At 65.0% G+C, this 26,151-nt stretch carries 24 protein-coding genes; 4 read left to right on the forward strand and 20 right to left on the reverse strand.

Annotated elements, in window-relative coordinates; genetic code table 11:
* Position 1: 1 nt before the first annotated feature.
* Positions 2-1,360, reverse strand: coding sequence for an EAL and HDOD domain-containing protein (locus tag B0G57_RS02620; protein ID WP_018439034.1), 1,359 nt, complete (start codon positions 1,358-1,360; stop codon positions 2-4).
* A gap of 242 nt (positions 1,361-1,602) precedes the next feature.
* On the opposite strand from B0G57_RS02620, the gene B0G57_RS02625 reads away from it, so the two are divergent.
* Positions 1,603-2,001 carry a hypothetical protein gene (locus B0G57_RS02625; RefSeq protein WP_018439035.1) on the forward strand — a complete coding sequence of 133 codons (399 nt, stop codon included), beginning with the start codon at positions 1,603-1,605 and terminating at the stop codon, positions 1,999-2,001.
* A 16-nt stretch (positions 2,002-2,017) separates the two neighbouring features.
* Here B0G57_RS02625 and B0G57_RS02630 read toward each other — a convergent pair whose 3' ends face one another.
* From B0G57_RS02630 to hpnI, 18 genes are all read right to left on the reverse strand, one after another.
* Positions 2,018-2,794 (reverse strand): ATP-binding cassette domain-containing protein, encoded by a 777-nt coding sequence (locus B0G57_RS02630; RefSeq protein WP_018439036.1) that lies wholly within the window; start codon positions 2,792-2,794, stop codon positions 2,018-2,020.
* Positions 2,794-3,792 carry an ABC transporter permease gene (locus tag B0G57_RS02635; RefSeq protein ID WP_018439037.1) on the reverse strand — a complete coding sequence of 333 codons (999 nt, stop codon included), beginning with the start codon at positions 3,790-3,792 and terminating at the stop codon, positions 2,794-2,796. Before B0G57_RS02635 ends, B0G57_RS02630 begins: the two co-directional genes overlap by 1 nt.
* Positions 3,792-4,874, reverse strand: a complete 1,083-nt coding sequence (locus B0G57_RS02640; protein WP_018439038.1) for a sugar ABC transporter substrate-binding protein — start codon at positions 4,872-4,874, stop codon at positions 3,792-3,794. The genes B0G57_RS02635 and B0G57_RS02640 overlap by 1 nt, the downstream gene beginning before the upstream one ends.
* 290 nt (positions 4,875-5,164) lie before the next feature.
* Positions 5,165-6,253: a succinylglutamate desuccinylase gene (gene astE, locus B0G57_RS02645; RefSeq protein ID WP_018439039.1), complete on the reverse strand. Its 1,089-nt coding sequence runs from the start codon at positions 6,251-6,253 to the stop codon at positions 5,165-5,167.
* Complete coding sequence (gene astB / locus B0G57_RS02650) at positions 6,237-7,577, reverse strand: N-succinylarginine dihydrolase (RefSeq protein WP_018439040.1); 1,341 nt, start codon at positions 7,575-7,577, stop codon at positions 6,237-6,239. The genes astE and astB overlap by 17 nt, the downstream gene beginning before the upstream one ends.
* 196 nt (positions 7,578-7,773) lie before the next feature.
* Positions 7,774-9,237: a succinylglutamate-semialdehyde dehydrogenase gene (astD, locus tag B0G57_RS02655; protein ID WP_026229363.1), complete on the reverse strand. Its 1,464-nt coding sequence runs from the start codon at positions 9,235-9,237 to the stop codon at positions 7,774-7,776.
* Between the two features lie 5 nt (positions 9,238-9,242).
* On the reverse strand, positions 9,243-10,301 hold the full coding sequence (gene astA / locus B0G57_RS02660) for an arginine N-succinyltransferase (RefSeq protein WP_018439042.1): 1,059 nt from the start codon (positions 10,299-10,301) through the stop codon (positions 9,243-9,245).
* Positions 10,298-11,542: an arginine N-succinyltransferase gene (locus tag B0G57_RS02665; RefSeq protein WP_018439043.1), complete on the reverse strand. Its 1,245-nt coding sequence runs from the start codon at positions 11,540-11,542 to the stop codon at positions 10,298-10,300. Before B0G57_RS02665 ends, astA begins: the two co-directional genes overlap by 4 nt.
* A gap of 29 nt (positions 11,543-11,571) precedes the next feature.
* Entirely contained in the window at positions 11,572-12,834 is a 1,263-nt protein-coding gene (locus tag B0G57_RS02670) for an aspartate aminotransferase family protein (protein ID WP_018439044.1), read from the reverse strand.
* A 96-nt stretch (positions 12,835-12,930) separates the two neighbouring features.
* Positions 12,931-13,935: a GlxA family transcriptional regulator gene (locus tag B0G57_RS02675; RefSeq protein ID WP_399277695.1), complete on the reverse strand. Its 1,005-nt coding sequence runs from the start codon at positions 13,933-13,935 to the stop codon at positions 12,931-12,933.
* Positions 13,936-14,060: 125 nt separating this feature from the next.
* Positions 14,061-14,855 carry an ABC transporter ATP-binding protein gene (locus B0G57_RS02680; protein ID WP_018439046.1) on the reverse strand — a complete coding sequence of 265 codons (795 nt, stop codon included), beginning with the start codon at positions 14,853-14,855 and terminating at the stop codon, positions 14,061-14,063.
* A gap of 21 nt (positions 14,856-14,876) precedes the next feature.
* Positions 14,877-15,590 carry an ABC transporter permease gene (locus B0G57_RS02685; protein ID WP_018439047.1) on the reverse strand — a complete coding sequence of 238 codons (714 nt, stop codon included), beginning with the start codon at positions 15,588-15,590 and terminating at the stop codon, positions 14,877-14,879.
* The gene (locus tag B0G57_RS02690; protein ID WP_018439048.1) at positions 15,587-16,276 is read right to left on the reverse strand and encodes an ABC transporter permease; all 690 of its coding nucleotides are present in this window, start codon (positions 16,274-16,276) and stop codon (positions 15,587-15,589) included. The genes B0G57_RS02685 and B0G57_RS02690 overlap by 4 nt, the downstream gene beginning before the upstream one ends.
* A 65-nt stretch (positions 16,277-16,341) precedes the next feature.
* The gene (locus tag B0G57_RS02695) at positions 16,342-16,638 is read right to left on the reverse strand and encodes a hypothetical protein (RefSeq protein WP_018439049.1); all 297 of its coding nucleotides are present in this window, start codon (positions 16,636-16,638) and stop codon (positions 16,342-16,344) included.
* A gap of 18 nt (positions 16,639-16,656) precedes the next feature.
* Positions 16,657-17,736 (reverse strand): lysylphosphatidylglycerol synthase domain-containing protein, encoded by a 1,080-nt coding sequence (locus B0G57_RS02700; RefSeq protein WP_018439050.1) that lies wholly within the window; start codon positions 17,734-17,736, stop codon positions 16,657-16,659.
* Positions 17,733-18,602 carry a hopanoid biosynthesis-associated protein HpnK gene (hpnK, locus tag B0G57_RS02705; RefSeq protein ID WP_035468188.1) on the reverse strand — a complete coding sequence of 290 codons (870 nt, stop codon included), beginning with the start codon at positions 18,600-18,602 and terminating at the stop codon, positions 17,733-17,735. The genes B0G57_RS02700 and hpnK overlap by 4 nt, the downstream gene beginning before the upstream one ends.
* A gap of 4 nt (positions 18,603-18,606) precedes the next feature.
* Positions 18,607-20,028, reverse strand: a complete 1,422-nt coding sequence (gene hpnJ, locus B0G57_RS02710) for a hopanoid biosynthesis associated radical SAM protein HpnJ (RefSeq protein ID WP_018439052.1) — start codon at positions 20,026-20,028, stop codon at positions 18,607-18,609.
* Positions 20,029-20,121: 93 nt separating this feature from the next.
* Positions 20,122-21,321, reverse strand: coding sequence for a bacteriohopanetetrol glucosamine biosynthesis glycosyltransferase HpnI (gene hpnI, locus B0G57_RS02715; RefSeq protein ID WP_026229364.1), 1,200 nt, complete (start codon positions 21,319-21,321; stop codon positions 20,122-20,124).
* A gap of 617 nt (positions 21,322-21,938) precedes the next feature.
* Here hpnI and pdxY point away from each other — a divergent pair.
* The 3 genes from pdxY to B0G57_RS02730 all read left to right on the forward strand — a co-directional run bounded on the left by pdxY (position 21,939) and on the right by B0G57_RS02730 (position 25,651).
* Positions 21,939-22,790 carry a pyridoxal kinase PdxY gene (pdxY, locus tag B0G57_RS02720; protein ID WP_026229365.1) on the forward strand — a complete coding sequence of 284 codons (852 nt, stop codon included), beginning with the start codon at positions 21,939-21,941 and terminating at the stop codon, positions 22,788-22,790.
* A gap of 462 nt (positions 22,791-23,252) precedes the next feature.
* Positions 23,253-24,401, forward strand: coding sequence for a branched-chain amino acid ABC transporter substrate-binding protein (locus tag B0G57_RS02725; protein ID WP_026229366.1), 1,149 nt, complete (start codon positions 23,253-23,255; stop codon positions 24,399-24,401).
* 92 nt (positions 24,402-24,493) lie between these two features.
* A complete protein-coding gene (locus B0G57_RS02730; protein WP_026229367.1) occupies positions 24,494-25,651 on the forward strand; it encodes a pyridoxal phosphate-dependent aminotransferase in 1,158 nt (385 codons plus the stop codon).
* A gap of 39 nt (positions 25,652-25,690) precedes the next feature.
* Here the strand turns inward: B0G57_RS02730 and B0G57_RS02735 are convergent, their stop codons facing one another.
* Complete coding sequence (locus B0G57_RS02735) at positions 25,691-26,068, reverse strand: cupin domain-containing protein (protein WP_026229368.1); 378 nt, start codon at positions 26,066-26,068, stop codon at positions 25,691-25,693.
* Positions 26,069-26,151 lie beyond the last annotated feature (83 nt).

A 26,151-nucleotide genomic window follows, 5' to 3' on the forward strand; every position in this document is an offset into this window, starting at 1 on the left:
CTCAATCCTCGAAATGGTCGAGCCCCGCGTGCTCCTCGCTCTGGTCGGCGGAGCTCGCCCATGCCGCGGCGGCCGTGGCGAGCTCCGCGAGCTCGCTCGAGCTCAACGGCGCGAGCGCCGCACTCGTGCGATCGAGCGCGGCCCAGTCGGCCCGCTCGAATGCCTCGATGGCATCGAGCAACGTTCCGAGCGTACCCGTCCGATGCAGGATGGCCGCGCGGATATGACTGGAGAGCGTCAGCGCCTCCAGCGTCTCTTCGAGCGAGCCTCCGAAAACAGCATCGACGAGCGAGAACACGCCGGTCAGGAACGCACCGTCGACGACCTTGCGATCCGCCTTTGCAAGCCGGGCAACGGACATCTCCATGAACCGTGCGCGCGTCGCGGCCATCTGCACGAGCGGGTCGTCTTCGAGCCGTACCTTGCGGCCGTCCGCATAGAGCAGCAGCTGTGTCCAGCGCGCGATGCGGTTGGTGCCCGTTGCCGTGATCGCATCGCGCAGCGTCTCCACCTTGCGGCCGATGCTCGCCTCCCCGGAGTTCGCGAGACGCATGAGATGCATGACAAGAACCGGGTTAAGCTTCAGTTCGGCTTCGAGCTGGGTCACGGTCGGATCCGCCGTCAAGAGGCGCAGCAGATTCAATAGCGCCTGGCGCGGCGCGCTAGCCCGCCGCGTGGCCTGCTTGTGGCCGCGCGCGAAAAAATACCCTTGGAACAGATCGAAATGCGCCGCTTTGGCCCGCTCAAACGTCTCCTGCGATTCCACGCCGAGCGCGATCAGGATCTTGCCGGCCGACTTCAGCGCGCCGGACAGTTTGGCGAGCAACTCCGGGTCCGTTCGGTCCACCTCGACCTTGATCGCGTAGGCGTAGGGCAGGAGCTTCGCGAACGTCGCGGTCGGCTGCGTCACGTGATCGAGCACGAATCGATGACGCTTCGCGTGCAACGAGACGAGGCGCGCGACCAGCTCGGTATCGGCCTCGATGTCGGGCGGCAGCTCGAGAAAGAAACGATCGGGCGATATGCGCGCGAACGCATCCGACAACAGTAATGCACGATTGACGTTCAGATAGCCGCGGTGAGCGCCGAGCGCGGCGCGCACACCGCTCGCGCCGAGCATGGCCAACGTTTGCGCCGCGGCCGCATCGGCCTCGGCGTGGGGCTTGCGCTCGCCCTCATCGTCGAGGGCGGTCTCCCCCACGCGGCTCGGCTCGCGCGCGATCAGCTCGAACCCGTGCAAGAGGCCATCGGCGTCGACGAGAGGCTGCCGCGCGGGATGCAAGATCTGCGGGTGCCCCTGAGCCAGCGGAGACTGGCCGCCCGCCTGCAAGCTCACCCCCGTATCGTTCGTGATCCCCATCAGCCTCTGCCCCTTTCGATGCGCTTACATTCTTTTTATCGCTTCCGGCCGCGACAGCTCAAAACCGGAGCGGATTTCGGCGGATTATACGATGGGGTCGGCGATGGCGATAGGGCGAACGGAACCGCTCGAATGCGCACACAACGCAGCAGCCTGTTGGAGCGCCGCCTGCTCGCGGCGCGTATGCTGAAAGACCGAAGAAGACTGCGAGACCTCTCATGCCGTCCACCCCGAGACGGACAATGACCGCGCTTGCCGCGGCTGCGCTCGTCGGCAGCCATGGCGCTCCCTCGGCGAGCCAGCCGGACGAAGCGGATCATGGCGCGCCGAGCGTTGCGCTAGGGCCCCACTGGCATGGCGACATCAGTCAGTTTCGCCAGCACGACATGCGTCTGTGGCAAAGCGGCCACTGGCGCCACCGCAGGCACGGCGGCCGCCTCGGATGGTGGTGGGTGGTAGGCAGCCTCTGGTACTACTATCCGGGGGCGGTCTATCCGTACCCGGACCCGTTCGTGCCGCCGCTGGTGGCGCGCCCGCCGGCCGGCGGGCGCTATTGGTACTACTGCCAGTCGGCCGAGCAATACTATCCGTACGTCACCACCTGCCCCGCGGGCTGGCGTCCCGTGCCGGCCGCGAACTGAACCGGGCTCGCGCCCGTCACTGCCGGCCGTTGCGCAGGTCTCGATACTCGCGCCGCACAATGTCCATCAACTCCGGCACGGATGTCCTCGCCGCCTCGCTCTCGTAAGTGACGCGGCCACGCTGCATGAGCACGATGTGATCGGCGATATCGAGCGTCTGCGCGTAGTTGTGCATGATCATGGCGATCGACAGGTCGCCCTTCTGCTTGAGACGGACGATGAGGTCGATGATGAGACCCGCTTCGCGCGCGCCCATCGCGGCAAGCGGTTCGTCGAGCAGCAAAATGCGCGCGTCGGAGTTGACCGCGCGCGCAACGGCGATCGCCTGCCGTTGACCGCCCGAAAGCTGCTCGACGGGCAGATCGACGGACGGAACATGCACCCCGATGTCTTCGAGACATTCCGCCGCGCGCTGCCGCATCGCTCGGTTGTTCAAGAGTCGGAACGGCCCGCGATGGACGATCTCGCGATTGAGAAACATATTGTGATAAATGCTGAGCGAGTTCGCGAGCGCGAGGTCCTGATAGACACACTCGATGCCGAGCGCGCGCGCATGATCGACCGATCGCAGCATCGTCTCGGCGCCGTTCACGAAGAGCTTGCCGCTCGTTTGCTGATGGAAGCCCGTGAGGATCTTCATCAACGTCGACTTGCCCGCGCCGTTGTCGCCCAGGATCCCGAGGATCTCGCCGCGCCGCAAGGTGATGCTCACGCCGTCGAGCGCGGTCACCGCGCCGAAGCGCTTGACGATATTCTCGACGCGCAGCGCTTCCTCCCCCCCTGCCCCCGACATTACGGCTCTCCCTTGCGCGCGAGGCGCATGAGGTGAATGTTGATGATCATCGCGACGACGATGGCCGCGCCGAGGATCATATTGAACGTGAACGCATTGATGCCGACGAGCGTGAAGCCATCGTTCAGAATGCCGAGCACCGCGGCGCCGATGAACCCGCCGATGATCGTGCCCGAGCCGCCCGCGAGCGGCGTGCCGCCAATCACGGCGGCGGCGACGGCGAGGAACATGATCTGGTTGCCGCCCGCTTGCGGATCGATCGACGTGATACGAAAGCCTTCGAGTATGCCCGTGAAGCCGGCAAGGACGGCGGCGAGGATGAAGTTGCCGAGCTTGAGCGTGCGGATTTGGATGCCCGCTTCGCTGGCGCCCAGCGCGTTCGCTCCCGCCGCGATCGTATGGAGCCCCCAGCGCGTGTGCCGCAGCAAGACGTGCATCGCGGCGGCGATGACGACCGCCCAGAGGATTTCGCTGTAGCCCCAGGCGCCCATGAACGATGCGAACGCCTCGTTTTCGGGCGGCGTGACGGGCGTGCCTTGCGAAATCGTCAGCGTGAAGCCATTGACGAAGAAGAGCGTGCCGAGCGTGGTGACGAACGACGGAATCCTCAGATAAACCGTCAGTGCGCCGTTCACGAACCCCACGACCGCGGCGGCGAGAATGCCGATCAGCAGCGCCGCCCATGCGGGCGCCCCCGCCTCGTTCGCGAAGTGCATGATGAACGGCGCGAAGGCGAACACCATGCCCGCCGAGAGATCGATTTCGCCGCCGATCATCAGCATGATCTCGCCACATGCGATGATCGCGGCGGGCGCGATGAACTGCGACAGGTTCGTGAGGCTCGCGGACGTGAGCAGAAAGTCGTGATTGACGACCTCGAAGTAAGCGCCGAGCAGCAGCGCCACCACGAGGATGCGAAGCTCGGCCGAGCGCGCGACTTTACCCGCCCGCAGCTTCAGGCGCTCGCCTGCGCTGCGGGAGTCAGCGATGGAAGACATCACGATTTGATCGCCCCACTGTGAGGCACGATCTGCGCCTTGGTGCTCTTGCCTTCATAGCGCGTCGAAGTGTTGAGGTAGGGCTCGACCGTGTCCTTCGTCACGAACTTGAGGCCCGTGTTGATGTTGGCCGGCCCGACGAGCCCGCCGGACGCCAGGAACACGAATGCCTCGAGAACAGTATAGAAGCCCTGGACATAAGGCTGCTGGTCGATCGTGAAGTCGAGCACGCCCTCGTGAATGAGCTGCACGGTGCGCGGCAGCAGATCGAAGCCTCCGCCATGCACACCCTTCGACTTGAGGTTCGATTCCTTCATCACCTCGGCGACGCCCTGGGTGCTGCCGGCATCGACGGCGAACATGCCTTTCAGGTCCTGATGCCCGAGGTAAAACGACTTGATCTTCGAGAGCTCCTCGTTGACCGTCGCGCCCGTCGCGATCTGCTGCGCATCGATGTTCTTGCCCGACTTCTTGATGGCGTCCTTCGCCCCATCGAGACGCGGCTGGATGTTGAGCTGACCCGGTGTGGCAATGAAAAGCGCGACGAGCCCGCTATCGATCATGCTGGCGATCCGCTCGCCCATCTGGTAGCCGGACAGGTATAGGTCCTGGCCGATATAGGCGAGGCGCGGATTCGATTTGCCTGCGGGAGCGTCGGCGTTGTAGGCGAAGACCGGAATGCCGGCGTCGAGCGCTTTCTGAATCGGCGCGTTGAAGGCATTCGGGTCGACGATCGGCACGGCGATCGCATCGGCCTTCGCGGCGACGGCGGAGTTCAGTGCATTCACCATCTCGGAGACGTCCGCGTTGGCCGATCCCGTCCACTGATAGTCCATGCCGAACATCGCGCAGGCGTCTTGAATGCCGTATTGCGTCGGCACGAAGAACGGATTCGTCGTCACATGGTTGACGAAGACGATTTTCCAACGTTTGTGGGCGGGAAAAGCCCCGCCCTCGGCCGCCTGGGCCGGCGTCATCGCTCCGCCCAGTAGAGCCAGGGCCGTCGCCAGACCTGCGCCTTGCAACAACCCGCGGCGGGTGCCGCTCACCGCTTCTTCCATTTCTTCGCGCTCTTGCGCCATGACGGCCTCCTGTTTTTTGTTTCTGGAACGTCACCTCAAATCGAGAAAGAAAGCGCCGGCGGAGAACGCGAGCGCTCAGCGTTACAACCGTGCGCCACCGTGAATGCTACGTACGCGCCAGATGGTTCCGCAGCAGGCGGCGGGGCCTGAAAATGCTATCTCAGCCAAGTATCGTCTAATAATCGATGTATACCCTTAACTAGTCCGACTATTTTGCATGCAATCGGCGCGATCCCGCGACGCAACAGAGGAGCATTTACAGAAAGCATTTATAAATAGTCGGACTTCTTTCAGCCGTTATCGGACTTTAGCGCAGCGAGGGTCTCCGACGTCGTTTCCACGACGATCAGTCCCGCGCGCAAGCCAGGCTTGACGGTTGGATTGGGAAAGACGATACGTTCTTCGTCGCGCGATACGACGTAGCGATAGTCCCCGTCGACGGCAAGCTGCGTCCCTTTCGCAAGCGGCGTGAAATTCGGCACATCGGCGGCGAGGTTCAGTTCGAACGCATCGCTCAACTTCGTAATCTGATCGACGACGGTAAACGCGCGCGGCATCGGCGATTCGCCGCGGAACGGCGCGCCTGATATCAATGCGCGCACCGCGTCATCGGCTGCGGCGAAACGCGTCAGGTCGTTTTGCCCGAACGGCCGGACCTTGCCGAGCTCCAACGTGCAAGCCGTTGCGCCGAAAGTCTCGGCCGTGAACTGCGTGTAGGTATTGCCCTTCGCCGTATGCAGCAATACGGCGGCGATTCGTGCCCGGGCGAGCCAATCGAACATCGCCCGCGAACGGGGCGCTTCCGTGTGCGGCAGCAGCGCGAACTGCTCGAAGACGGAGGCGCGGATGGCCGTATGCATGTCGATATGCCAACGCGCCTGAGCGGGCGGTGCGGCAGCGTCGGGACACGGCCCGAAAAACCGCGCGGCGGCCGCTTCGAGCGCCATCGCGCGCGGCGCCTCGTGACTTCCCGGCAAGCAAGTGTGCCGCCCGCAAAAAAGCCGATTCAAATCATCGTCGATATAGCGGCAACCCTCGCGCATCGCGTCGAGATTGCCGAGCACGACGAGAAGCCGGCAGGCGAGCGGCAGCGCCCCGGCCGCCAGATCGGCAACGAGCCGCGAAAGGAGCTCGATCGGTGCTGTCTCGTCGCCATGCACACCGGCCGAAAGCAGCACGCTCGCGGGAACGCACCCCGCGCGTGCCGCCGGATCCGCCGAAGTCGGTTCCAGCTCGAGCAGTCCGCCGCCGCGCCACGTGTACCGTAGGCCGGCGCGCTCGCCGGCAGCCTCTCCCGCGCCGGGCTGCGCTCCCGACAGCGTGAAGCCGAGAAAATCGGCGAGCATCGGCGGCAGCTTCGATTCAGCGCTGGAAGTCATAGAGCGATCCCACGCCGAGAATCTGTGTGAGCTCATCGAGCGCCGTCCGCGATTCGACGATCAGCGCCGGATCGGACAAATCGTCGGGCGCGAGCCGGTCGCGATAGTGCTTGCCGATCCATCCATCGAGACGCGCGAACAGCGCATCGTCGATCCAGACGCCCGGCTTCACCGCCGCTCGTTCCGCCTCGTCGAGAACGACGCGCAAGCGCAGGCAAGCGGGCCCCCCGCCGTTCTTCATGCTTTCGCGCAATTCGAAGACGAGCACTTCGCCGATCGGCCCGCCACCGGCGACGAGGTCGTCGAGATAGTCCGACACGCGCGGGTTCTCACGGCACTCCTGCGGAACGACGAGCACGTCGCGGCCATCGGCCCGCGTCAGGAGCTGGCTGTTGAAGAGATACGACGAAACGGCGTCGGATACGGTCACGCGCGCGTCGGGCACCTCGATGACATTGAACGTCGCATCCAGCGGCGATAGTTGTGCGCGCAACCGATAGTAGACGCCCGGCTGATCGACGAACGCGCGTTCGTGGCAAAAAAGCGTCTCGCGATTGCCGACGGCGATCACGTCGTTATGAAACACGCCCTCGTCGATTACCTCGGGGTTCTGTTGCGCATAGACCGTCGCGTCTTCGCGCAAACGGTGGCGCTGCGCGACGGCGCGGCTCGCCTCGAACGTCTGGCGCGCCGGATAGCGCCGCGGCTCCGGCCCGCGCCGATATTCGCTGCGGCCGTAGACGAAGAACTCGACGCCGCGCTCGCCGTATTGCGAGCAAAAGCGCGTATGGTTGGCCGCCCCCTCGTCGCCGAGCGCGGGCGTACCCGGCAGCGCCTCGTGCACGGCAAAGTGCCGCTCGTCGGCGAAGATCACCGCCAGCGTGCGGCGCGTCGCTTCGTGCTCGATCGCGCGATGCAGCTTGCTCGTCAGATTGGCCGGCGTGAAATGCACGCGCCCGTCCTCGGTATCGGCCGAAGGGCTCACCGTCGCGGCGTTGGCCGTCCACATTGCGGACGCGGAGCTCGCCGCGGCAAGGAGCTCGGGCGCCTCTTTGGCCGCGCGCTCGATCACGCGCGCGTCGCTCCCCGAAAATCCGAGCTCGCGCAAAAGGCGCAGCGACGGCCGCTCCTGCGGCGGCAACACGCCTTGCAAAAAGCCGAGATCGGCAAGCCGCTTCATCTTGCGCAAACCCTGCTTTGCCGCGGCAAGCGGATTGGCGACCGTCTTCTCGTTCGTTTGTGAGGCGACGTTTCCGAACGACAGTCCCGCGTAGTTGTGCGTCGGCCCCACGAGCCCGTCGAAATTGGCTTCCCGTGCTTGCATCGTCGATCCTTCGTCGTTCCGTTTTGTTTAGTGCCCTGTCCCGCAAGTTCCTTTGATATGAAATCGCCCAGATGGCCGCCCGGACGGCGTCGCTCGTCGTTGCCATAGCTACGGCTATGGCGTCCTCCCTCCTTGCCTGACGACCATCTGGACAATTTCATTTATCAAAGAACTTACGGGACAGGGCACTAGCTCTCTAGAAATGGAGCCCCGGCGGCACGCTCGCGGGCATCCGCAGCTGCGCGCTCTCGACCGAGGCCATCGGATACGCGCAGTAATCGGCCGCGTAATAGGCGCTCGGCCGATGATTGCCGGAGCGTCCCGTGCCGCCGAAAGGCGCCGCGGACGACGCACCGTTCGTCGGCCGGTTCCAGTTCACGATGCCCGCACGGATCGTGCGGTGAAACTGCGTCCACGCCGCCTCGTCATCGGCCAGCAGACCGGCCGAGAGGCCGTAGACCGTATCGTTCGCGCGCTCGATCGCCTCGTCGAACGTCGCATAACGGACGATCTGCGCAAGCGGGCCAAAGTGCTCTTCGTCGGGCAGATCGCGCACTTCCGTGACGTCGAGAACGGCGGGACTCACGAAACCGAGCTCCGGGTCGCGCTGCTCCATCCGCAACAATCCATGCGCGCCGCGCTCGATGAGCTTGTCTTGCGCCGCGACGAGGCGCGCGGCCGCTCGCGCCGATACGACAGCGCCCATGAAAGGCTGCGGCTCAGCGTCGTAACGTCCGTAGGCAATGCGCGAAGTCACGTCGACGAAGCGAGCAACGAAACGATCGCCGAACGCTCCACGCGGCACGAAGATTCGACGCGCGCAGGTGCAGCGCTGTCCGGCCGACAGATACGCGGACTGAATCGTGTGATGAACGGCCGCGTCGATGTCAGCCACCTCAGCGACGACGAGCGGATTGTTGCCGCCCATCTCGAGCGCGAGCACGATCTCGGGCCGTCCGCCGAACTGCTTATGGAGCAGCGTGCCCGTATCGGAACTGCCCGTGAAGAAGAGCCCGTCGATCTGCCGATGCTGGGCGAGCGCGATGCCCGTCTCCTTCTCCCCTTGCACGAGATTCAGCACGCCCGCGGGCAACCCGGCATCGCGCCACGCCTCGACCGTTGCGTGCGCCACGGCCGGCGCGAGCTCCGACGGCTTGAAGACGACGCAGTTGCCGGCGATCAGCGCGGGCACGATATGTCCGTTCGGCAGGTGGCCGGGAAAGTTGTAGGGGCCGAAAACGGCGACGACACCATGCGGGCGATGCCTCAAGACCGCGACGCCGTCGGCCATCTCCGTGCGCTTTTCGCCCGTGCGCTCGTGATAGGCCGCGATCGAGATGTCGACCTTCGCCGCCATCGACGCGACTTCGGTGCGCGCCTCCCACAACGGCTTGCCAGTCTCGCGGCCGATCGCGTGAGCGAGCGCTTCCTTGCGTTCGGTGAGGATCGCGGCGAAACGGCGCGCGATCTCGCAGCGCGCTTCGAGCGACGTCGATGACCAGCTCGCGAACCCGCGCCGCGCGCTCATGACGGCGCGCTCGACGTCGTCGGCCGTCGCGCTTTTGCCCTCCCAGACGATCTCGCCCGTCCCGGGATTGCGTGAGCAGAACGCGTGGCCGTTCGCCGCGACCCACGCGCCTTCGATGAAGAGTCCTGTCATTTCGATCATCCCTGCTTGTTTCTTGTGAGCGCGAGCACGCGCACGGCATCACCGTCGCGCACATGCAGCGCGGCGGCGTCGGCGGCCGCGAGACGCATCGCGCCCCCTTCGGCCACGCCCGGCACCGTGCCGACACGAAAATCGGTGAGTACGGTGTTCGACACGAGCGCGCGCGGTGCTCCGGCAACGCCCTCCGAGTCGCCCAGGCGTGCGGCCGTGGACTCGTCGATGACGACCGGCACGACGACGCTCTCGCGCATCGTGCGCAAGTCGTCGATGTGGCATTCGAGCACGGGGCCGGCATCGAAAATATCGACATGATTCTCGTAACGCAGCCCCTCCGCTTCGAGCATCTTGCGCGCGGGCGCCGTGTCGCGATGCGTCTTGCCGATGGCGAGCCGCGCTTCTTCGGGCAGCAGATCGGCATAGACGGGATAGCGCGGCATCAACTCGGCGAGAAACGATTTGCGGCCGTGCGCGCTCAGATAGTCGGCTTCGTTGAAGTCGATCTGATAGAAATGCACGCCCACGGCGCGCCAGAACGGTGACGTGCCCTCCGCGTCGAAATGCCCGCGCAACTCGGCGCAAAGACGATCGGGGAAGCGATCGCGGAACTGGGCGATGAACATGAAGCGCGAACGCGACAGCAAGCCGCCCACGCCATGCGCGCGGTAACGTGGCGAGAGGAACAGCGAGCAAACCTCGGCATAGCCCGTGAGATCGTGCGCGATGTTGAGCAGCGACATCTTCGTCCAGACGCCGAGCTCCTGGCTCGCATGCACGACCGTGCTCACGCGGTAGTTGTAAAACGGCTGATCGAGGCCGACCGCTGTCTCGATCCCGCAGACGCCGGCCACATCGCCCGTCGCGGAATCCTCCATGACGAAGAAGTAGCCCGATTCGTGCGGCGCGGCGCGGCCCTCGATCGTCCTTTTCGATCGCTCGATGCGCGCGACGAGCGCATCGCGATCGGGCTTGAACGTGGTGAGGCCGGGACCCGTTTCCTGCGCGAGCGCGACGAGCGCGTCGATGTCACCAGTCGTGACGGCGCGAACGACGATCATCGGCGAGCTCCTTGAGCAGCGGATGCGGAACGGGATGAACCGCGATCGGAAGCCGGTTCTTCATAGAGATCGGCGTCATCGTCCGCCGCCTCGCCCGGATCGGCCGCGCGCCGATGCAGCGGCACGCAGCGAACCAAATCGCCATGCACGACCTCGAGCACGGCACGAGCCGCCGACGCGAGCGTCGCGCCCTCGCTTTCGTCGGCGGGCAGTTCGGCCAACAGGCAGCGAAACTCGCCTTCGCGGTTGCTGGCGACGAGATATGTCTGCGCGCCGGCCGCAGCCGCGGCTCCGCCCGCCGACTCGGCCGCCGACTCGGGCGTCAGCGGCACGCCGGCGTTATGCCTCGGCTCCGCCGTCTCGCGCACCATGCGCGTTTCATTGTGCGTCATGCACGCGCTGCGATCGACGTGCGCGGTCAGCACCGGCCCCGCATCGAAGATGTCGACGAAGCGATCCGGCTCGAAACCTTCCTCGAGGTGAATGTCGTAAGCCAGCAAGCTCTTCGGGTTGGGCTCGCCGAGTACGCGCTGCGCGGCTTCGGGCAGAAGCGGCACGTAAAGCGGATAAGACGGCATGACCTCTGCAATGAACGTCGCGCTGCGTCCGCCCGAGATCTTCTCGATTTCAGGAAAGTCGCGGCCGAAGAACCGTCGGCCCACCGCCTCCCAAAACGGTGACACACCCGCGTCGTCGGTCACGCCCAGCAGCAGCGAAAACACCTCCGATGTAAAGCGCCGGCGATTCGCGGCGACGTACATCATTCGTGCGCGCGAGAGCAGATGTGCCGCCGCGGCGGCAGCTTGCGGGAGGAGCGTTTCCGCTCGCGCGTGACCGCCGTCCAGCACCGACGGGTCGAGATAGAAACCGGCAAGCCGGCTCTTGCCCGTCAGCTCGTGCGACATCGTGAGCGCATGAACCTTGCGGCTCACATGGAGCTCTCGCGACGCATGGATCAACGCGTCGTTGCGAAAGGCGTAAAACGGCGCCGCGTAGCCGGCCGAGGCGACGATGCTCGACGTGCCGAGCAGTTCACCCGTCCCGCTGTCTTCGAGCACGAAGAGATAGAACTCCTCGCCCGGGAAGTCCACGTCGGCGCGAAACGAATCCTCGGAGAGCGCCACACGCGCTTCCAGTGCCTGCCGATCGTGCGGCAGCGAATGCAGCACGGGCCGCGCCGCGCGGGCCATTTTCTCGAGCGCGTCGAGGTCGGAGAGTCTTCCGGGGCGTACGAAAAGCATCGTCGTTCCAGTCTCGGTGGCGTGCCCGGTCAACGCGCCGCGACGTTCGTCGCGCTCGCGGCTTGGCTTGCTTCGGCGCTCGCGCCGGCAACCTGCTCGATCGCCTTCTCGAGCCGTCGGAGCCCCTCGTCGAGGTCGGCGTCGGCAATGATGAGCGACGGGGCAAAGCGCAGAACGTTCGGCCCCGCGATCAGCAGCATCAGGCCGTGCTCGGCCGCCGCGTTGACGAAATCCTTCGCGCGGCCTTCGTAGGCGGTAGTCAGCTCCGCGCCGATCAAGAGGCCCTTGCCGCGAATCTCCTTGAAGAGACCGAAGCGCTTGCCGAGCGCATCGAGCCGCGAGATCAGCGTTGCACCGCGCCGCTTGACGCCTTCGAGCAGCGCCGGGTCGCTGACGAGCTCGACGACTTTGTCCGCGATCGCGGCGCCGAGCGGGTTGCCGCCGTATGTCGTGCCGTGCACGCCGACCTTGAAATGCGCGGCGAGCTCCTTCGTGGTCAGCATCGCGCCGATCGGAAAGCCGTTGCCGAGCGCCTTGGCCGTCGTCAGGATGTCCGGCGTCACGCCTGTGTCCATATAGGCATAGAAATGCCCCGTGCGGCCGACACCGGTCTGCACTTCGTCGAAAATCAGCACCGCGCCATGCGCGTCGCAAGCCTCGCGCAGCGCACGCAAGAACGCCGGATCGGCCGGGATCACGCCGCCCTCGCCCTGAATCGGCTCGACGATGACGGCGCACGTCTGCGGGCCGATGGCCTCACGCGCCGCCGCAATGTCGTTGTAAGGCAGATGGCGGATGCCGGGCGGCACCGGGCCGAACCCTTCCGCGTACTTCGGCTGGCCGCCGACGCTGACCGTGAAGAGCGTGCGCCCGTGAAACGACTGCGCGAACGAGACGATTTCGAACTTCTCGGCACCATGCCGCTCGACGGCCACGCGCCGTGCGAGCTTCAGCGCCGCCTCGTTCGCCTCGGCGCCCGAATTGGCGAAAAACGCCCGTTCGGCGAACGTCAGCGCCTCGAGGCGCTTCGCGAGGCGCAACACCGGCTCGTTCGTATAGGCGTTGCTGACGTGCCAGAGCCTTTCGCCCTGCTCGCGCAACACGCGCACGAGCTCGGGGTGCGCGTGGCCCAGCGCCGTCACCGCGATGCCGCCCGTGAAGTCGACATAGTCGCGCCCTTGTGAATCCCATACGCGCGAACCTTGGCCGCGCACGGGAATGAAAGGCGCGGGCGAGAACACGGGCACCATGACGTCGTCGAACGTCCGGCGGTCCACAGCGAATTCGTTCATGGCAGATTCCTCGTTGAGGTAATGGCGATAGTTTAGAAAACGTTCGCGGCTCCGTCTTGCTCATGCGCGACGCGATTTATCGGGGTTCGCCGCACCCTATTCGTTTCGCGTCGCCCCGCGCGGCTCGGCATCGAGCGGCTCGATGAGGGCGCCGACAGGCGGTTCCGCCGCAAAAGGCGCACCCGTCCCCTGTTGCTTGGCGATCCAGCTGCGGCGCTCCTCGCGCGGCGTGATGCCGAACCGCTCACGATAGGCATTGGAAAAGTGCGCCGCCGACGAAAACCCGCAGGCAAGGCTTACCTGCACGACCGACTTGCTCGTGCGCCGCAACTGCATCTGCGCTTTCGTCAGGCGCAGGCCGAGGTAGTACTTCGACGGCATGGCGGCGAGATATTGACGGAAGAGCCGTTCGAGCTGCCGGCGCGAAACCCCGACGAGCTCGGCGATCTCGTCCGTCGTCAGCGGATCCTCGATGTTGGCCTCCATCAGCTTCAACGCGTCGTTCAGCCGCGGATGGCGCTCGCCGGGAGCCGTCACATACGGAATGCGCTGACGTTCCTCGCCGGCGCGCAGCGCCCCGAGGCCGAGCGCATCCGCGATCCGGTGGGCGAGCTCGGGACCGTGATCGCGGGCAATCATCGCGAGCATGAAGTCGGCGCTCGCCTGCCCGCCGACGCAGGTGGCGCGGTCGCGATCGATCTCGAAGATTTGTTGCGTGACGATCGAGCGCTCGAACTCCTCGGCAAACTGCTGAAAGGTCTCCCAGTTCACGCTGACGCGGTATCCGGAGAGCTGGCCCGCCATCGCAAGCCACCAGACGCCGTGATGAATGCCAGTGACGAACGGCGTGCGCTGACCGACGCGCGAGAGCGCCGCGAGAAAAAGCCGGTAATCGGCGAACTGCTGAAAGCGCTCGGTCACGACGATGAGCCAGTCGCAGGCGACGCCATCGCCAAACGCGCCGTGGGCCGGCAGCAGCGCGCCGCCGGAGAGCGGCACCGGGCGTCCGTCCCACGAATAGACTCGCGCCTGATAGAGCAGGCGGCCGTCGATTTCGTTCGCGAGCGTCAATGGGTCGACAATCGATCCGATGCCTGACATCGAGACCGGCGGCAACGCGACGATCGCGACTTCGGTGGCACGGACCGCGGCCGACGAGCGGTCGAACGTCCGCGTGGAGGAAGGGGCCGCGGGAAGCACGGCGGCCTCGCGCGCGCGCATTCGCCTTACTTGAGGCTGCCGGAGAGGAACTGCCTCAAGCGCTCGCTCTTGGGCTGCGTCAGCACGATCGAAGGATCGCCTTCCTCTTCGGTGCGCCCCTGATGCAGGAACATGACGTGATTCGATACGTTGCGCGCGAAGCCCATCTCGTGCGTGACGACAATCATTGTGCGGCCTTCTTCGGCGAGCTTCTGCATCACTTTCAGCACTTCGCCGACGAGTTCGGGATCGAGCGCCGAGGTCGGCTCGTCGAAGAGCATGACGTCGGGATGCATCGCGAGCGCACGCGCGATCGCCACGCGCTGCTGCTGCCCGCCCGACAGATGCGACGGGTATTGCTTCTCGAGCCGCGGCGCCAGGCCCACCTTTTCGAGGTACGTTCGCGCGCGCTCCTCCGCCTCGCGGCGCGTGAGCCCGAGCACATGAATGGGCGCCTCGATCACGTTTTCGAGCACGGTCATGTGCGCCCACAGGTTGAAGTGCTGGAAGACCATCGCGAGCTTCGTGCGAATCCGTTGAAGCTGTTTGTGGTCGACGACTTCGAGATCGCCCGAGCGATTCGGCTTCGTCCGCACCGCTTCTCCGTCGACGACGATCTGCCCCGCGTTCGGCCGCTCGAGGAAGTTGATGCAGCGCAAGAATGTGCTCTTGCCGGATCCGCTCGCGCCGATGATGCTGATGACGTCGCCGGCCTTCGCCTCGAGCGTGACGCCCTTCAACACTTCGTTGTCGCCGTACCGCTTGTGGACGTCGAGCGCCGCGAGCTTGGCGGCGGCGGATTGAAAAGTCTGTTGGAGCACGATGCTCTCCCTGGAGCCTGATCAGTGACGGCCGACGGCCAAATACGCGAGCCAGCGCCGCTCGGCGCGCCTGAACGCCGCGACGAGTGCGAACGATACCGCAAGATAGATCAGCGCGGCGATGCCGAACGCCTGGAACGACATGTACGTCGCCGAGTTGGCGTCGCGCGCGACCTTCAGGATGTCGGGCACCGTGGCGGTGAATGCCACCGTCGTCGCATGCAGCATCAGAATGACCTCGTTACTGTACAACGGCAGCGCGCGTCGCAGCGCCGAAGGCAGGATGACCCGACGGTACATCGTCATGTGGCTCATGCCGTAGGCGCGCGCGGCCTCCACCTCGCCATGCGTGATCGAGCGGATCGCGCCGGCGAAGATCTCCGTCGTGTAAGCACCCGTGTTGAGCCCGAACGCCAGAATCGCGCAGTTCAGGCCGCTTCGAAAAAACTCGCCCGCTACCGGGTGCGCGCGCACGATCGCGAGGCTGTAGACGCCGCTATAGATCAGCAACAACTGTACATAGAGCGGTGTGCCGCGAAAAACGTAGGTATAGCAGCGCACGGGGAGCGAAAGCCAGCGGCTCTTCGAGACGCGGGCGACCGCGAGCGGCACCGCCATGACGAAGCCGATCGCGAGCGAGGCAACGAGCAGCCACAGCGTCATCGCGAGGCCGGAAACGCTCTGGCCGTCCCAATAGAGAAAGGCACGGCCGAATTGGGAAAGAATCTCGATCATAGATCCGCCTGCCTGACACCAATCGAATAGCGTTTATCGAGCCACGCGAGCGCGACGTTCGAAACCGTCGTGATCGCCAGATAGATGAGCGCCGCCACGAGGAGGAAGAAGAACGTGTTGAACGTGCTCTTGCCCGCATCCTGCGCGGCCTTCACCACGTCGGCGAGGCCGATGATCGAAACGAGCGCCGTGGCCTTGACGAGCACTTGCCAGTTGTTGCCGATGCCGGGCAGCGCAAAGCGCATCATCTGCGGAAACAGGATCCGCGCGAAGACGCGCGCCCCGTTCATGCCGTATGCCATGCCCGCCTCCAGCTGGCCACGCGGCACGGCCAGGAATGCGCCGCGAAACGTCTCCGTGAAATAGGCCCCGTAGATGAAGCCGAGCGTCAACACACCGGCCGCGAACGGGTCGATGTCGATCTGCGCCATCCCGAGCGCGTCGGTCAGTTGGTTGACGCCGATCTGGATGCTGTAGAAAAGCAGCAGCATCAGCACGAGGTCAGGCACCGAACGGATCAATGTCGTATAGGCCGTTGCAACAGCCGTCATGGCCCGGCTACGAGAAAGCTTAGCTAGCGCGCCGGCCAGTCCGAGCAGGACGGCAACGCCGAGCGACAGCAGCGAAAGCTCGACCGTTCGCAGCGCGCCCGCCAGGAGGATTGGGCCGAAACCGTAAAGGAACACACGCGTCTCCGTTTCTTGACTCGTTCGTCATTCGGGGCCGATCGTCGCAATCGCAAAAACTTTGTTCAAATGGGGGCGTCGCAGTCTGTTGCGCTGCAATATCCGATTGCCGGAAGCTCGATGCCGCGGCAAGCCGGGTTTCCTGATGCATCGTCGCCGCGCGCCAGCCGATCGGCCAGGTGCCATTGCACAAATTTCGCGTCGCTTTTTCGATATTCGGCGGCCGACGCTCGCGTGGCGACCTGTTGGTATCGTCGGACAAGAACACGACGTGGTTCTCGCTTGGAGCAGAAAAGCGAAAAACCGGCCGTCACCTTGCAATGATCGGCCGGCCGGCAATTCTTTATGGTGCGCGACGCCATGCGCGGCGCGCCAAAGCGCTATCGCACGAGGTCCTGATCGCGCGCTTTGTCCGGCTCATGCTCGCGCATGGCATCCCCATGCGCCGATGCTTCGGTCGTTGAATTGGCCACGGCCGGTGCGCGCCGAAGATGCATCTGGCGGCGAGCCCGCCCAAGCTCGGCGAGCTGCCATGATCCGAGCGCGATGGAGCCGAAAATGACCTCGCGCATCCGCTTGACGAGCGCGAGCGAAAGCGCGACTTCATGATCGACACCGAACATCTGCGCAAGCAGCACGACGGCCGCTTCCTGCACGCCAAGGCCCGCCGGCACCATGAACGCAGCATGACGGACCGCCTGCGTGAGCGCTTCGATGGCGACCGCGCCGCTCACCGACACGGGATGCCCGAGCATGGCGAGCGCCCAATATGTCTCGAGCGCGCCGAGCAGATACCCCGCGAACTGCCAGAGGAAAGCGCGCAGCAATGTGCCGGGGCGGGACATCAGCGCGTCGATCTCGCCATCGAGCCGCTTGCCGTCGATGCCCTGCAGCAATTGATGCTCGTTGCCGAACGCGCGCGCCGCGAAACGCTCGATCGCATGGAAGACGCCGCCGCGCCGCAAAAGGGCGACCGCGAGCACAGGCAACGGCAGCGACAAGCCGAGCGCCAGCGCGATTGTCTTGACGCCGCCGCCGTCGGTCGTAGCGAGAATCAGCACGAGCCCGAGCGCGGAGAACGCATATTGGACGGCGATCGTGATGAGCACCTCCACGATCACCGATGCGCTGACAACGCTTGCATCGTGCACGCGCCAGCGCGCGAGGCGAATGCCGACGATTTCGCCGCCGACGCCGACAGAGGGCAAGAGGCGGCTCACCGCCTCACGCACCGATGCGATCCACCAGAGGAAGGCGAGCGGCGCACGCCGGCCCAGCAATCCGTACCATGCGACCGCATCGAGCAGCAGCGGCAGCGCATGGAACGGTACGAGCCAGAGCAACGCGAAACCGGCTTCCCCGATCACATGAACGACGTCGCCCACGCCCTCGTGCACGACGAGCGCCAGCAGAATCGCCACGCCGATCGGCCATCCCGCCCACTTCAGCCATTTCGTCATAACCGGCCGCCCCCTCGCTCGACCCCGCGGGGAAAACGAGCATCGCCCGTGCCGCAGACGTCCATGAAACCGCCGCGCGCGATGCCCGCGATCGCCGCAGCCACACGGGGCGAGACGAGTGCGGCGAGCTCATCGGCATGACGGTAGTCGCGCATCGATGGGGTGAGCGGCGCCTCCCCTGCTTCGGCCGGGTGACAGTAGATCTCGCCGACGCCGGCCGGCAAGCGAGCCAGCGCGTCGAGCATCGCAGCCTCGTCCATGCCGCCCGTGCGGGCGATACCGACGACGTAATCGTTATGGGCCATGCCGGCCCGCGCCAGGCGCGAGCGCATGAGCGCGATCCAAGGCGTGAGCCACCAGGGCGCGTGCGCTTCGAACGGCAGGCGAATAGCGCGCAGGCCATATTCGCGGCCAATCGAGAGCACCAGCGAGAGTACCGTCGGATGCACATGGAAGTGCTTGTGCGCATTGACGTGATCGAGCGGCAAGCCCGTCGCCGCAAATGCTTCGAACTGGGCGCGGATTTCACGCGCGAGCTGTGCGCGTACCGTCGGAAGAAAGAAGAAGCGAAAGCCGTCGCGCACCATCGCATCGCCGAAGCGGCCATCCGCGCCGACGAGCGCCGGGATCTCGTCAGCCGGCAGCGTCGCGCGGCCGTCCGCGAGCACGAGATGAAGACCGACGCGCAAACCCGGCAGCCAGCGCGCCCGCGCGACAGCGTCGCGCGCGGCCGGCGCGCTGACCATGAGACTCGCGGATGTCAGCACGCCGTCGCGATACGCGCGCTCGACGGCCGCGTTCACGCGCTCATCGAGCCCGAAATCGTCGGCCGTGAAGATGAGCGCGCGCGCCGCCGGTGGGGTCAATTGATCATGCCTCGTGCGCACGCAGGAAACGGAAGAACTCGACGCCTTCGCGCAGGCGCCGCTTCATCATCTCCCAGCTCGTCAGCATTTCGCGCACGATTTCCCAGATCTTCGAGGGACGGAAATAAAACTCTTTGTAGAACTTCTCGAGATGGTGATAGATCTGCTCGCGCGACAAATGGTCGTAACCGATCGCCGCGAGCTGCACCCCTTCCTTGCTGACGAGGTTGATCGTCTTGTTCTCCTCGAGCCAGCCGTTCTCGACCGCCTGGTTATAGAGAAAGGTGCCCGGATACGGCGCGGCGAGCGAGACCTGAATCGTGTGCGGGTTGATTTCCTTCGCGTACTCGATCGTCTTTCTGATCGTCTCTTCGGTCTCGCCGGGCAGGCCGAGAATGAAGGTGCCGTGGATCTTGATGCCGAGCTTCTTGCAGTCGGCGTTGAAGCGCCGCGCGAAATCGGTGCGCAGGCCCTTCTTGATGTTGACGAGGATCTGGTCGTCGCCGGACTCGTAGCCGACGAGCAACAGACGCAGGCCGTTCTCCTTCATGACCTTGAGCGTCGAATACGGCACGTTCGCCTTCGCGTTGCACGACCAGGTCACGCCGAGCTTGCCGAGCCCGCGCGCGATCGCTTCGGCGCGCGGCGCATCGTCGGTGAACGTGTCGTCGTCGAACATGATCTCCTTGACTTCGGGCATGTTCTCCTTGATCCACTTCACTTCGGCGAGGACATTCTCGACCGAGCGCACGCGGTAGCGGTGGCCGCCCACGGTCTGCGGCCAGAGGCAGAACGTGCAGCGCGACTTGCAGCCGCGGCCCGTGTAGATCGACACGTACGGATAATTGAGGTAGCCGATGAAGTAGTTGTCGATCTTCAGGTCGCGCTTGTAGACGGGCGCGACGAACGGCAGCTCGTCCATGTTCTCGATCATCGGACGCGCGCCGTTGTGCTCGATCGAGCCATCCTTCGCGCGGTAGCTCAAGCCGAGGATCTGCGAGAAAGGCTTGCCGTCCGCGACATCCTTGCAGGTGTAGTCGAACTCTTCGCGGCAGACGAAATCGATCGCCTCGGTGGCCGTGAGCGAGTTGTGCGGATCGACGGCGACCTTCGCGCCCACCATGCCGATCAGCACCGAAGGCTTCCTCTTCTTGAGGTGCTCGGCGAAGAGCGCGTCGCTCGGAAACGACGGCGTGCTCGTGTGGATGATGACGAGGTCGTACTGCGTCGCGATGTCGAGCGTCGCTTCGACCGAAACGCCGTCGGCCGGCGCGTCGAGCACGCGGCTATCCGGCACGAGCGCCGCCGGCTGCGCGAGCCACGTCGGATACCAGAACGAACGGATTTCGCGCTTGGCTTGATAGCGCGAGCCGGCTCCGCCATCGAAGCCGTCGAACGAGGGGGCCTGCAAGAACAGGGTTTTCATGAATGCTCCGGCAACCTGTATGGATGCTGATGTCAAATGGGGAGAGCGCGTGAAGCGGTGCGCTCCCGACGATGTGCTTCCAAACCGATTCGTTCAGGGGCCATCGGACCCCTCCGCCACGCGCGCGACGACCGGCATGCGCGCGCCGCGCCAGGTCACGTGCGAGCCGAACACCGCGATGAGCCATTGCACCGCGAGCAAAGCGTCGCGCAACGGCACGAGCGGCAAGTCCAGGCAGAACTCACGCGCATTGCGTGAACCGCGCGCATGCAAGCCGAGTCGCGCCAGCGTGCCGACGGCCGCCGAGCCGACGAGCGCGGCGTCGTGCACGAATGCGCCGCCGTGACCGAGCGCGAGCAGCGCCGCCGTCACGAGCCACGGCGACGTGAACGTGATGAAGAGGAATGCGAAGCCGAGCGGATTGATCGAACGGATCGTGCGCAGCCAGCGCGTCTCGCGCGTCCAGAGCGACGAGAACTCCGACTCGATCACGTCCGTATCGACGACGACCTCGGAGAGCACCGTCGTCAAGCCGAGCTTGCGCGTGTGTTCGGCGAGCCAATAATCGTCGGCGAGACAGTCCTTGAGCGCATGGAAGCCGCCGATCTCGGCAAGCGTCGAGGCGCGCAGCGCGAGCGTCGCGCCAAAGCCGAACTGACGGGAGCCGGCCGCATGAGCGATGCGCACCGACGGCGCGAACCACTCGTTGATGAAGAGCGCGCCGACGCGCGTCCAGAAGCCGCCGACGCTGCGCGCCTTGTAAAGGCACGTGACGATCCCGACCCGCGGATCGGCCAGCGGCGCCGTGACCGATTCGAGATAGTCGGGCTCGACCGCGATATCGCTGTCGGCAAGCACGATGAGCGGGTGCTTCGCGTGCGCGGCGAGATTGATCAGGTTGCTGACCTTCAGGTTGTGCCCGTGCACGAGCGGATCGACGACGAGTTCGATCTCGCGCTGCGGATAAGCCGCCTGGAGCCGCCGCACGACGGCAATGGCCGGATCCTTCGGCGAGGAGACGCCGAGTAGCAGTTGATAGCAAGGATGCGTCTGCTCGCAGAACGTCGCGAGATTTTCGAAGAGCCGCGGCTCGGTGCCGCAAAGCGGCTTCAGCACGCTGACCGCTTCGCCCCACGGCCATACCGGCCGCGGGGCGCCCTGCGCGCCGTGCGTGTCGCGGCGCCGCCTCGCGCTCGGCGCGAACGGCATGGCGACCGCCGCCACCAGCGCATAGGCCGCCGCGATGCAGCAAAGCGCGACGAGCAGCCAATCCGAAATCAGCGATGTCGTCATTGTCGTCACGATCGTCACCGTGCGGCGCCGCTCGAAGGCATCGAATCGGCCAGAAAGCCGAGCGCAGCCGTTCGGATCGCGGACGACCGGAATGAAAAGACACTAGCTGGCACGTTTCTTACTCCTTCGTTCATCCCCGAGCGGCCACCGGGCTGCCCGAGCCGCCGCCCGGCCCGGCGCGCGCGGATCGGTCAGTGGCGCTCGCCGCACGGGTCCGGTACGGGCCTTTCGCGTTCGCTCGGACGGCGGAAACGGGAACGAAGGTATCCCGGCGGACTCCGGAAGTCCCCCGAATACCGCTCGAGAACCGCACCCGACGCACTGCCCGTGCGTTGTTATCGTCGATCGCGCGCGCCGCCCTTGCGATTGGCGCTATCGGCCGACTGTACGCAAACCGTAATCTGTTTTGCAAACGGGCAATTGTATCAGCGAGCGTCGCAAAGCGCTTTGAAACGGGCTCCCGCAAGGGATCTCGTCGCCGGAAAGCAGCATTTGTGCAACAAGCGCGCCTGCCGCGGCGATTTTTCGCGCCAGGGGGCGGGATCGCACGATGACGCGACGCAACAACTCATGTATCGTAATTCCAAATCTGCATGACGCGCGAACCGAAGCCCATCATGAAAAACGTCCTCAGCATTCAGCCGCATGTCGTCTTCGGCCATGCAGGCAACAGTGCGGCGGTGTTTCCGATGCAGCGCCTCGGCGTGAACGTCTGGCCGCTCGAGACGATGCAGTTTTCGAATCATATGCAGTACGGCCACTGGGCGGGCAGCGCAATCGACGCGCCGCAAATGGCGGAGCTCGTCGAAGGCATCGGCACGATCGGCATGCTGCGACGCTGCGACGCCGTTCTGTCCGGCTATCTCGGCTCGACTTCGCAAATCGATGCCGTCGTCGAGATCGTGCGCACGGTCAAAGCGACGAACCCCGCCGCCTGGCACTTCGCGACCCCTGTCATCGGCGCGGGCGCCGGCTCGAGCGTCGACGAGTATCTGCTCGAGAAGATCCCCGACATCGCCGACGGCCTCGCGCCCACGCACGATGCGTTGCAAAAGCTGGCCGGCCGCACGATCGAGACCGTCGACGAAGCCGTGGTGGCGTGCCGCGAGCTGATCCGGCGCGGGCCGCAGGTCGTCTGCGTCAAGCAGTTGCGCGACCGCAATAGCCCGGCCGACCGCATCAATCTGCTCGCGGTGACGCATGACGAAGCATGGCTGTGCCAGCATACGCGCTACCCCTTCGCGCGGCAGCCTGTCGGCGTGGCTGAGCTGACGAGCGCGATCTTCGTCGCGCGCCGGCTTCTCGGCGACACGGTGCGCACGGCACTCGAACACACGGTGTCCGCCGTCCACGCTGTGCTGAAGGCGACCTTCGACGCCGGTCGCTACGAGCTCGAGCTCGTCGCCGCGCAGGACGATATCGCCAAGCCGCGCGAGTGGCTCGGTGCCTGGCTCGCCGAAACGGCCTAGCGTCGCGCGGCTTTGCGCGCCGAACCGTTGCTAGACCGCTGAATCACCGCCACCGGCCGAAAGCCCCCTCGAGACGCCCTTAGCGTAATCCCTTATCTCGCCAAAATCCGGCATGGCGAGCGTGTTTGCCCTGATTGCCCGCGCCGGTCGCCTGTGCCGAAATGCGCATGCGGAGCGACGCGAACGGTCAAGACGCACGCATATTGGCTTCCTATATTCGCGTCGAATGGCTGCCGCCGGGCGTCAACCCGCGCCCGAACCGCCCCTTGGGCGCCTGCGGCATGTCGAGGAAAACCACGAACGCCAGGAGGTCCCGCCACACGAGCGCGTCATCGAATAACTAGAAACACATTAGAGCCGTGCGCCGGCTCAGGTCCACTCGGATCGGGGTTGGGAGTGTCTTTGCGAGAGCCGGCATGCACGCCGTAGCCGTTTTCCATGTTTGCCGACAAAGGAAAGAACATGCGTATTGCGAAGACGATCGCCCCTATCGCAGTTGCCGTTGGAACGCTTCTCGCCGCTGTGCCGCTCACCGCTTCGGCGGACATGACAGTCAAAATCGGCTTTGCCGCCCCGCTTACGGGCCCTAACGCGAACTACGGCGCTGACCTCAAGAACGGCGTGCAGATGGCCCTCGACGACGCGAAGGCCCAAGGTATCAAGATCAATGGTCAGACGGTGGACTTCCAGCTCGTCTCCGAAGACGACCAGGCGGACCCGCGCACCGGCACCCAGGTCGCGCAAAAGCTCGTGGATGAAGGCGTCAATGTCGTCATCGGCCACTTCAACTCCGGCACGACGATTCCTGCCTCGGTGATTTACGAGAAGGCCGGCATCCCCGATATCGATCCCGCCGCGACGAATCCGACCATCAGCGGACGCGGATTCAAGAACATGTTCATGGTCATTTCCAACGATGCCCAAAACGCCGGCACGGCGGGCACGTATGCCGTGGAGGTGACGAAGGCCAAGCGTATCGCCATCATCGACGACCGCACGGCGTTCGGACAAGGCGAGGCGGACGAGTTCGCCAAGGCGGTCAAGAAGGCGGGCGGAAATATCGTCGGGCGCGAATACACGACCAATTCCGCCACCGACTTCAAGACGCAACTCACGAGCCTCAAAGGCAAGAATCCCGATCTCATCTTCGTGGGCGCGCTCAATCCGCAGGCCGCCGGCATCATGAAGCAGATGCGCCAGCTCGGCATGAAGGCGCAGTACGTCGGCGGCGGCGGCGTGAAGGATGTCGACTTCATCAAGCTTGCGGGCGACGACGCCGAAAACGCCGAGGCATGGGAGTATGGGCGCCCGCTCGACAGCACGCCCGTCGGCAAGACCTTCGCCGACAACTTCAAGAAGAAGTTCGGCGTGGACGTGCTCTCCTATGCGCCGTTCGGCTACGACGCGACCTGGACTGCAATCAAGGCGATGCAGGCGGCGAATTCAGCCAAGCCCGATGATTACCGTGCGAAGCTGAAAGACATCAGCTTCGATGGCATCACCGGACATATCGCGTTCAATCCGGACGGCTCGCTGAAGGGCGCCTCGTCGACGATGTATCAAGTCAAGAACGGCCAATGGGTGACGGTCGTCACCAAGAGCGCGGAGTGATCGCGGATCTGATCGGCGCCCATTGACACCCGGCAGTACTTGCTTAGCGTCGATGGGCGCGCAGCGCCTCCTAAACCAATTCGGAGGTCGACGTGACAGTATCCCGCTTGCAAAACATTCCCGGCATCGGCGTGGATCGCGTCGGCGACGCCGCGGATTCGATGCAGGACGCCGACATTCTAAGGCTCGAGAATCTCGATACCGATCTGAGGCCGCCCGCCGAAGCCCTCGCGCGTACGCGCGACGCAATCGGAGACGACGCAGCCAACAGTTATCTGCCGTTTCTCGGGCAGTGGCCGCTGCGGCAGGCTGCCGCGCTGCGCGTCGGCCGCGCGGCGGGTGTCGACTATGATGCGGCAAGCGAATGCGTCATATCGGCGGGCGGGCTCGCCGGCATTCTCAATGTGCTGCTGTCGATTCTCGAGCCCGGCGACGAAGTTGTGCTGACCGACCCAACCTATGCCGGCCTTATTAACCGTGTGCATCTGGCGGGCGGCGTGCCGAAGTTCGTGCGGCTCGAGCCGGGCGCCGACGGCTGGCGGCTCGACATGGAGAGCCTCGCTGCCACAATCGGGCCGCAGACGAAGGCGTTCCTCATCGCGTCCTCGTCGATGCCGAGCGGCTTTGTCGCATCGAAAGACGAATGGCGCGCAATCGCCGAGCTTTGCGATCGGGCCGGCGCATGGCTCGTCTACGACGCGGCGATGGAGCGCATCGTCTTCGACGGCCGCGAGATCGTCCATCCGGCCGGTTTGCCCGGGATGCGGGAACGGACGATCACCGTCGGCTCAGTCTCGAAGGAATACCGGATGATCGGCTGGCGCGTGGGCTGGATCGTCGGACCTGCATCGATCATGAACGACGTGCGCCTCGTCAGCTTATCGAACGTCGTCTGTCAGGTCGGCATCGCCATGCCGGGCGCGACGGCCGCGATCACGGCGACCGATGACGGTGTCGCGGCCGCCGTCGCCGAATGGGAAAGCCGGCGCGATTTCCTCATGGCCGAGTTGGCCGACCTGCCCGTTGTTCGCCCGCACGGCGGCTGGTCCCTGCTCGTCGATACGCGCAGCCTCGGCATCGAGCCTGCCGACGCATCGCGATTGCTGCTCGCGCACGGCAAGATCGCGGCCACGCCGATGACGAACTGGGGACCGACGGCGGATCGCTATCTGCGATTGGTCTTCTCGAACGAGCCCGTTTCGCGGATGCGTGACGTTCGCGAACGCATACGTGCGTCATGGCGCCTGTGATGCGGAGCTGCCATGAAGCGCGTCAATGCCTGACGCCCTTTACGCGTCGCCCGTCGGGACGATATCTGCACCTTCCACCATGAGGATCACGGTCTTCTCCGACGCACGGGGGCGATGCAGGACGCCCTTCGGCACGACAAACGCCTGGCCTGGGCGCAAGTCGACAGATCGCTGCTCCAGGTCGATCAAAAATCGTCCGCTGGCAACGTAGAAAAACTCGTCGAGCGAATCGTGCTTGTGCCAGTGATACTCGCCCTGGACGACGCCCAGACGCACCACTGAATCGTTCACCTGGCAAAGCGTCTGGTTGTACCAGGGATGGGTGTTTGCCGCGACGAGCGAGGGGATATCGATCAATTCACCAGCAGCGTGCAGTACGTCGAGGCGAGTCAGATAAGGATGCGTTTCAGTGCTCACGAGCGTCTCCGGAGAACGTTGCGCAACGGGAACGCGCAACACCGCGACAACTGTATGCGCCGCTCGCCGAGGCCGTCTTGAAC

Source organism: Trinickia symbiotica (assembly GCF_002934455.1).
In the GTDB taxonomy this organism is placed as follows: domain Bacteria; phylum Pseudomonadota; class Gammaproteobacteria; order Burkholderiales; family Burkholderiaceae; genus Trinickia; species Trinickia symbiotica.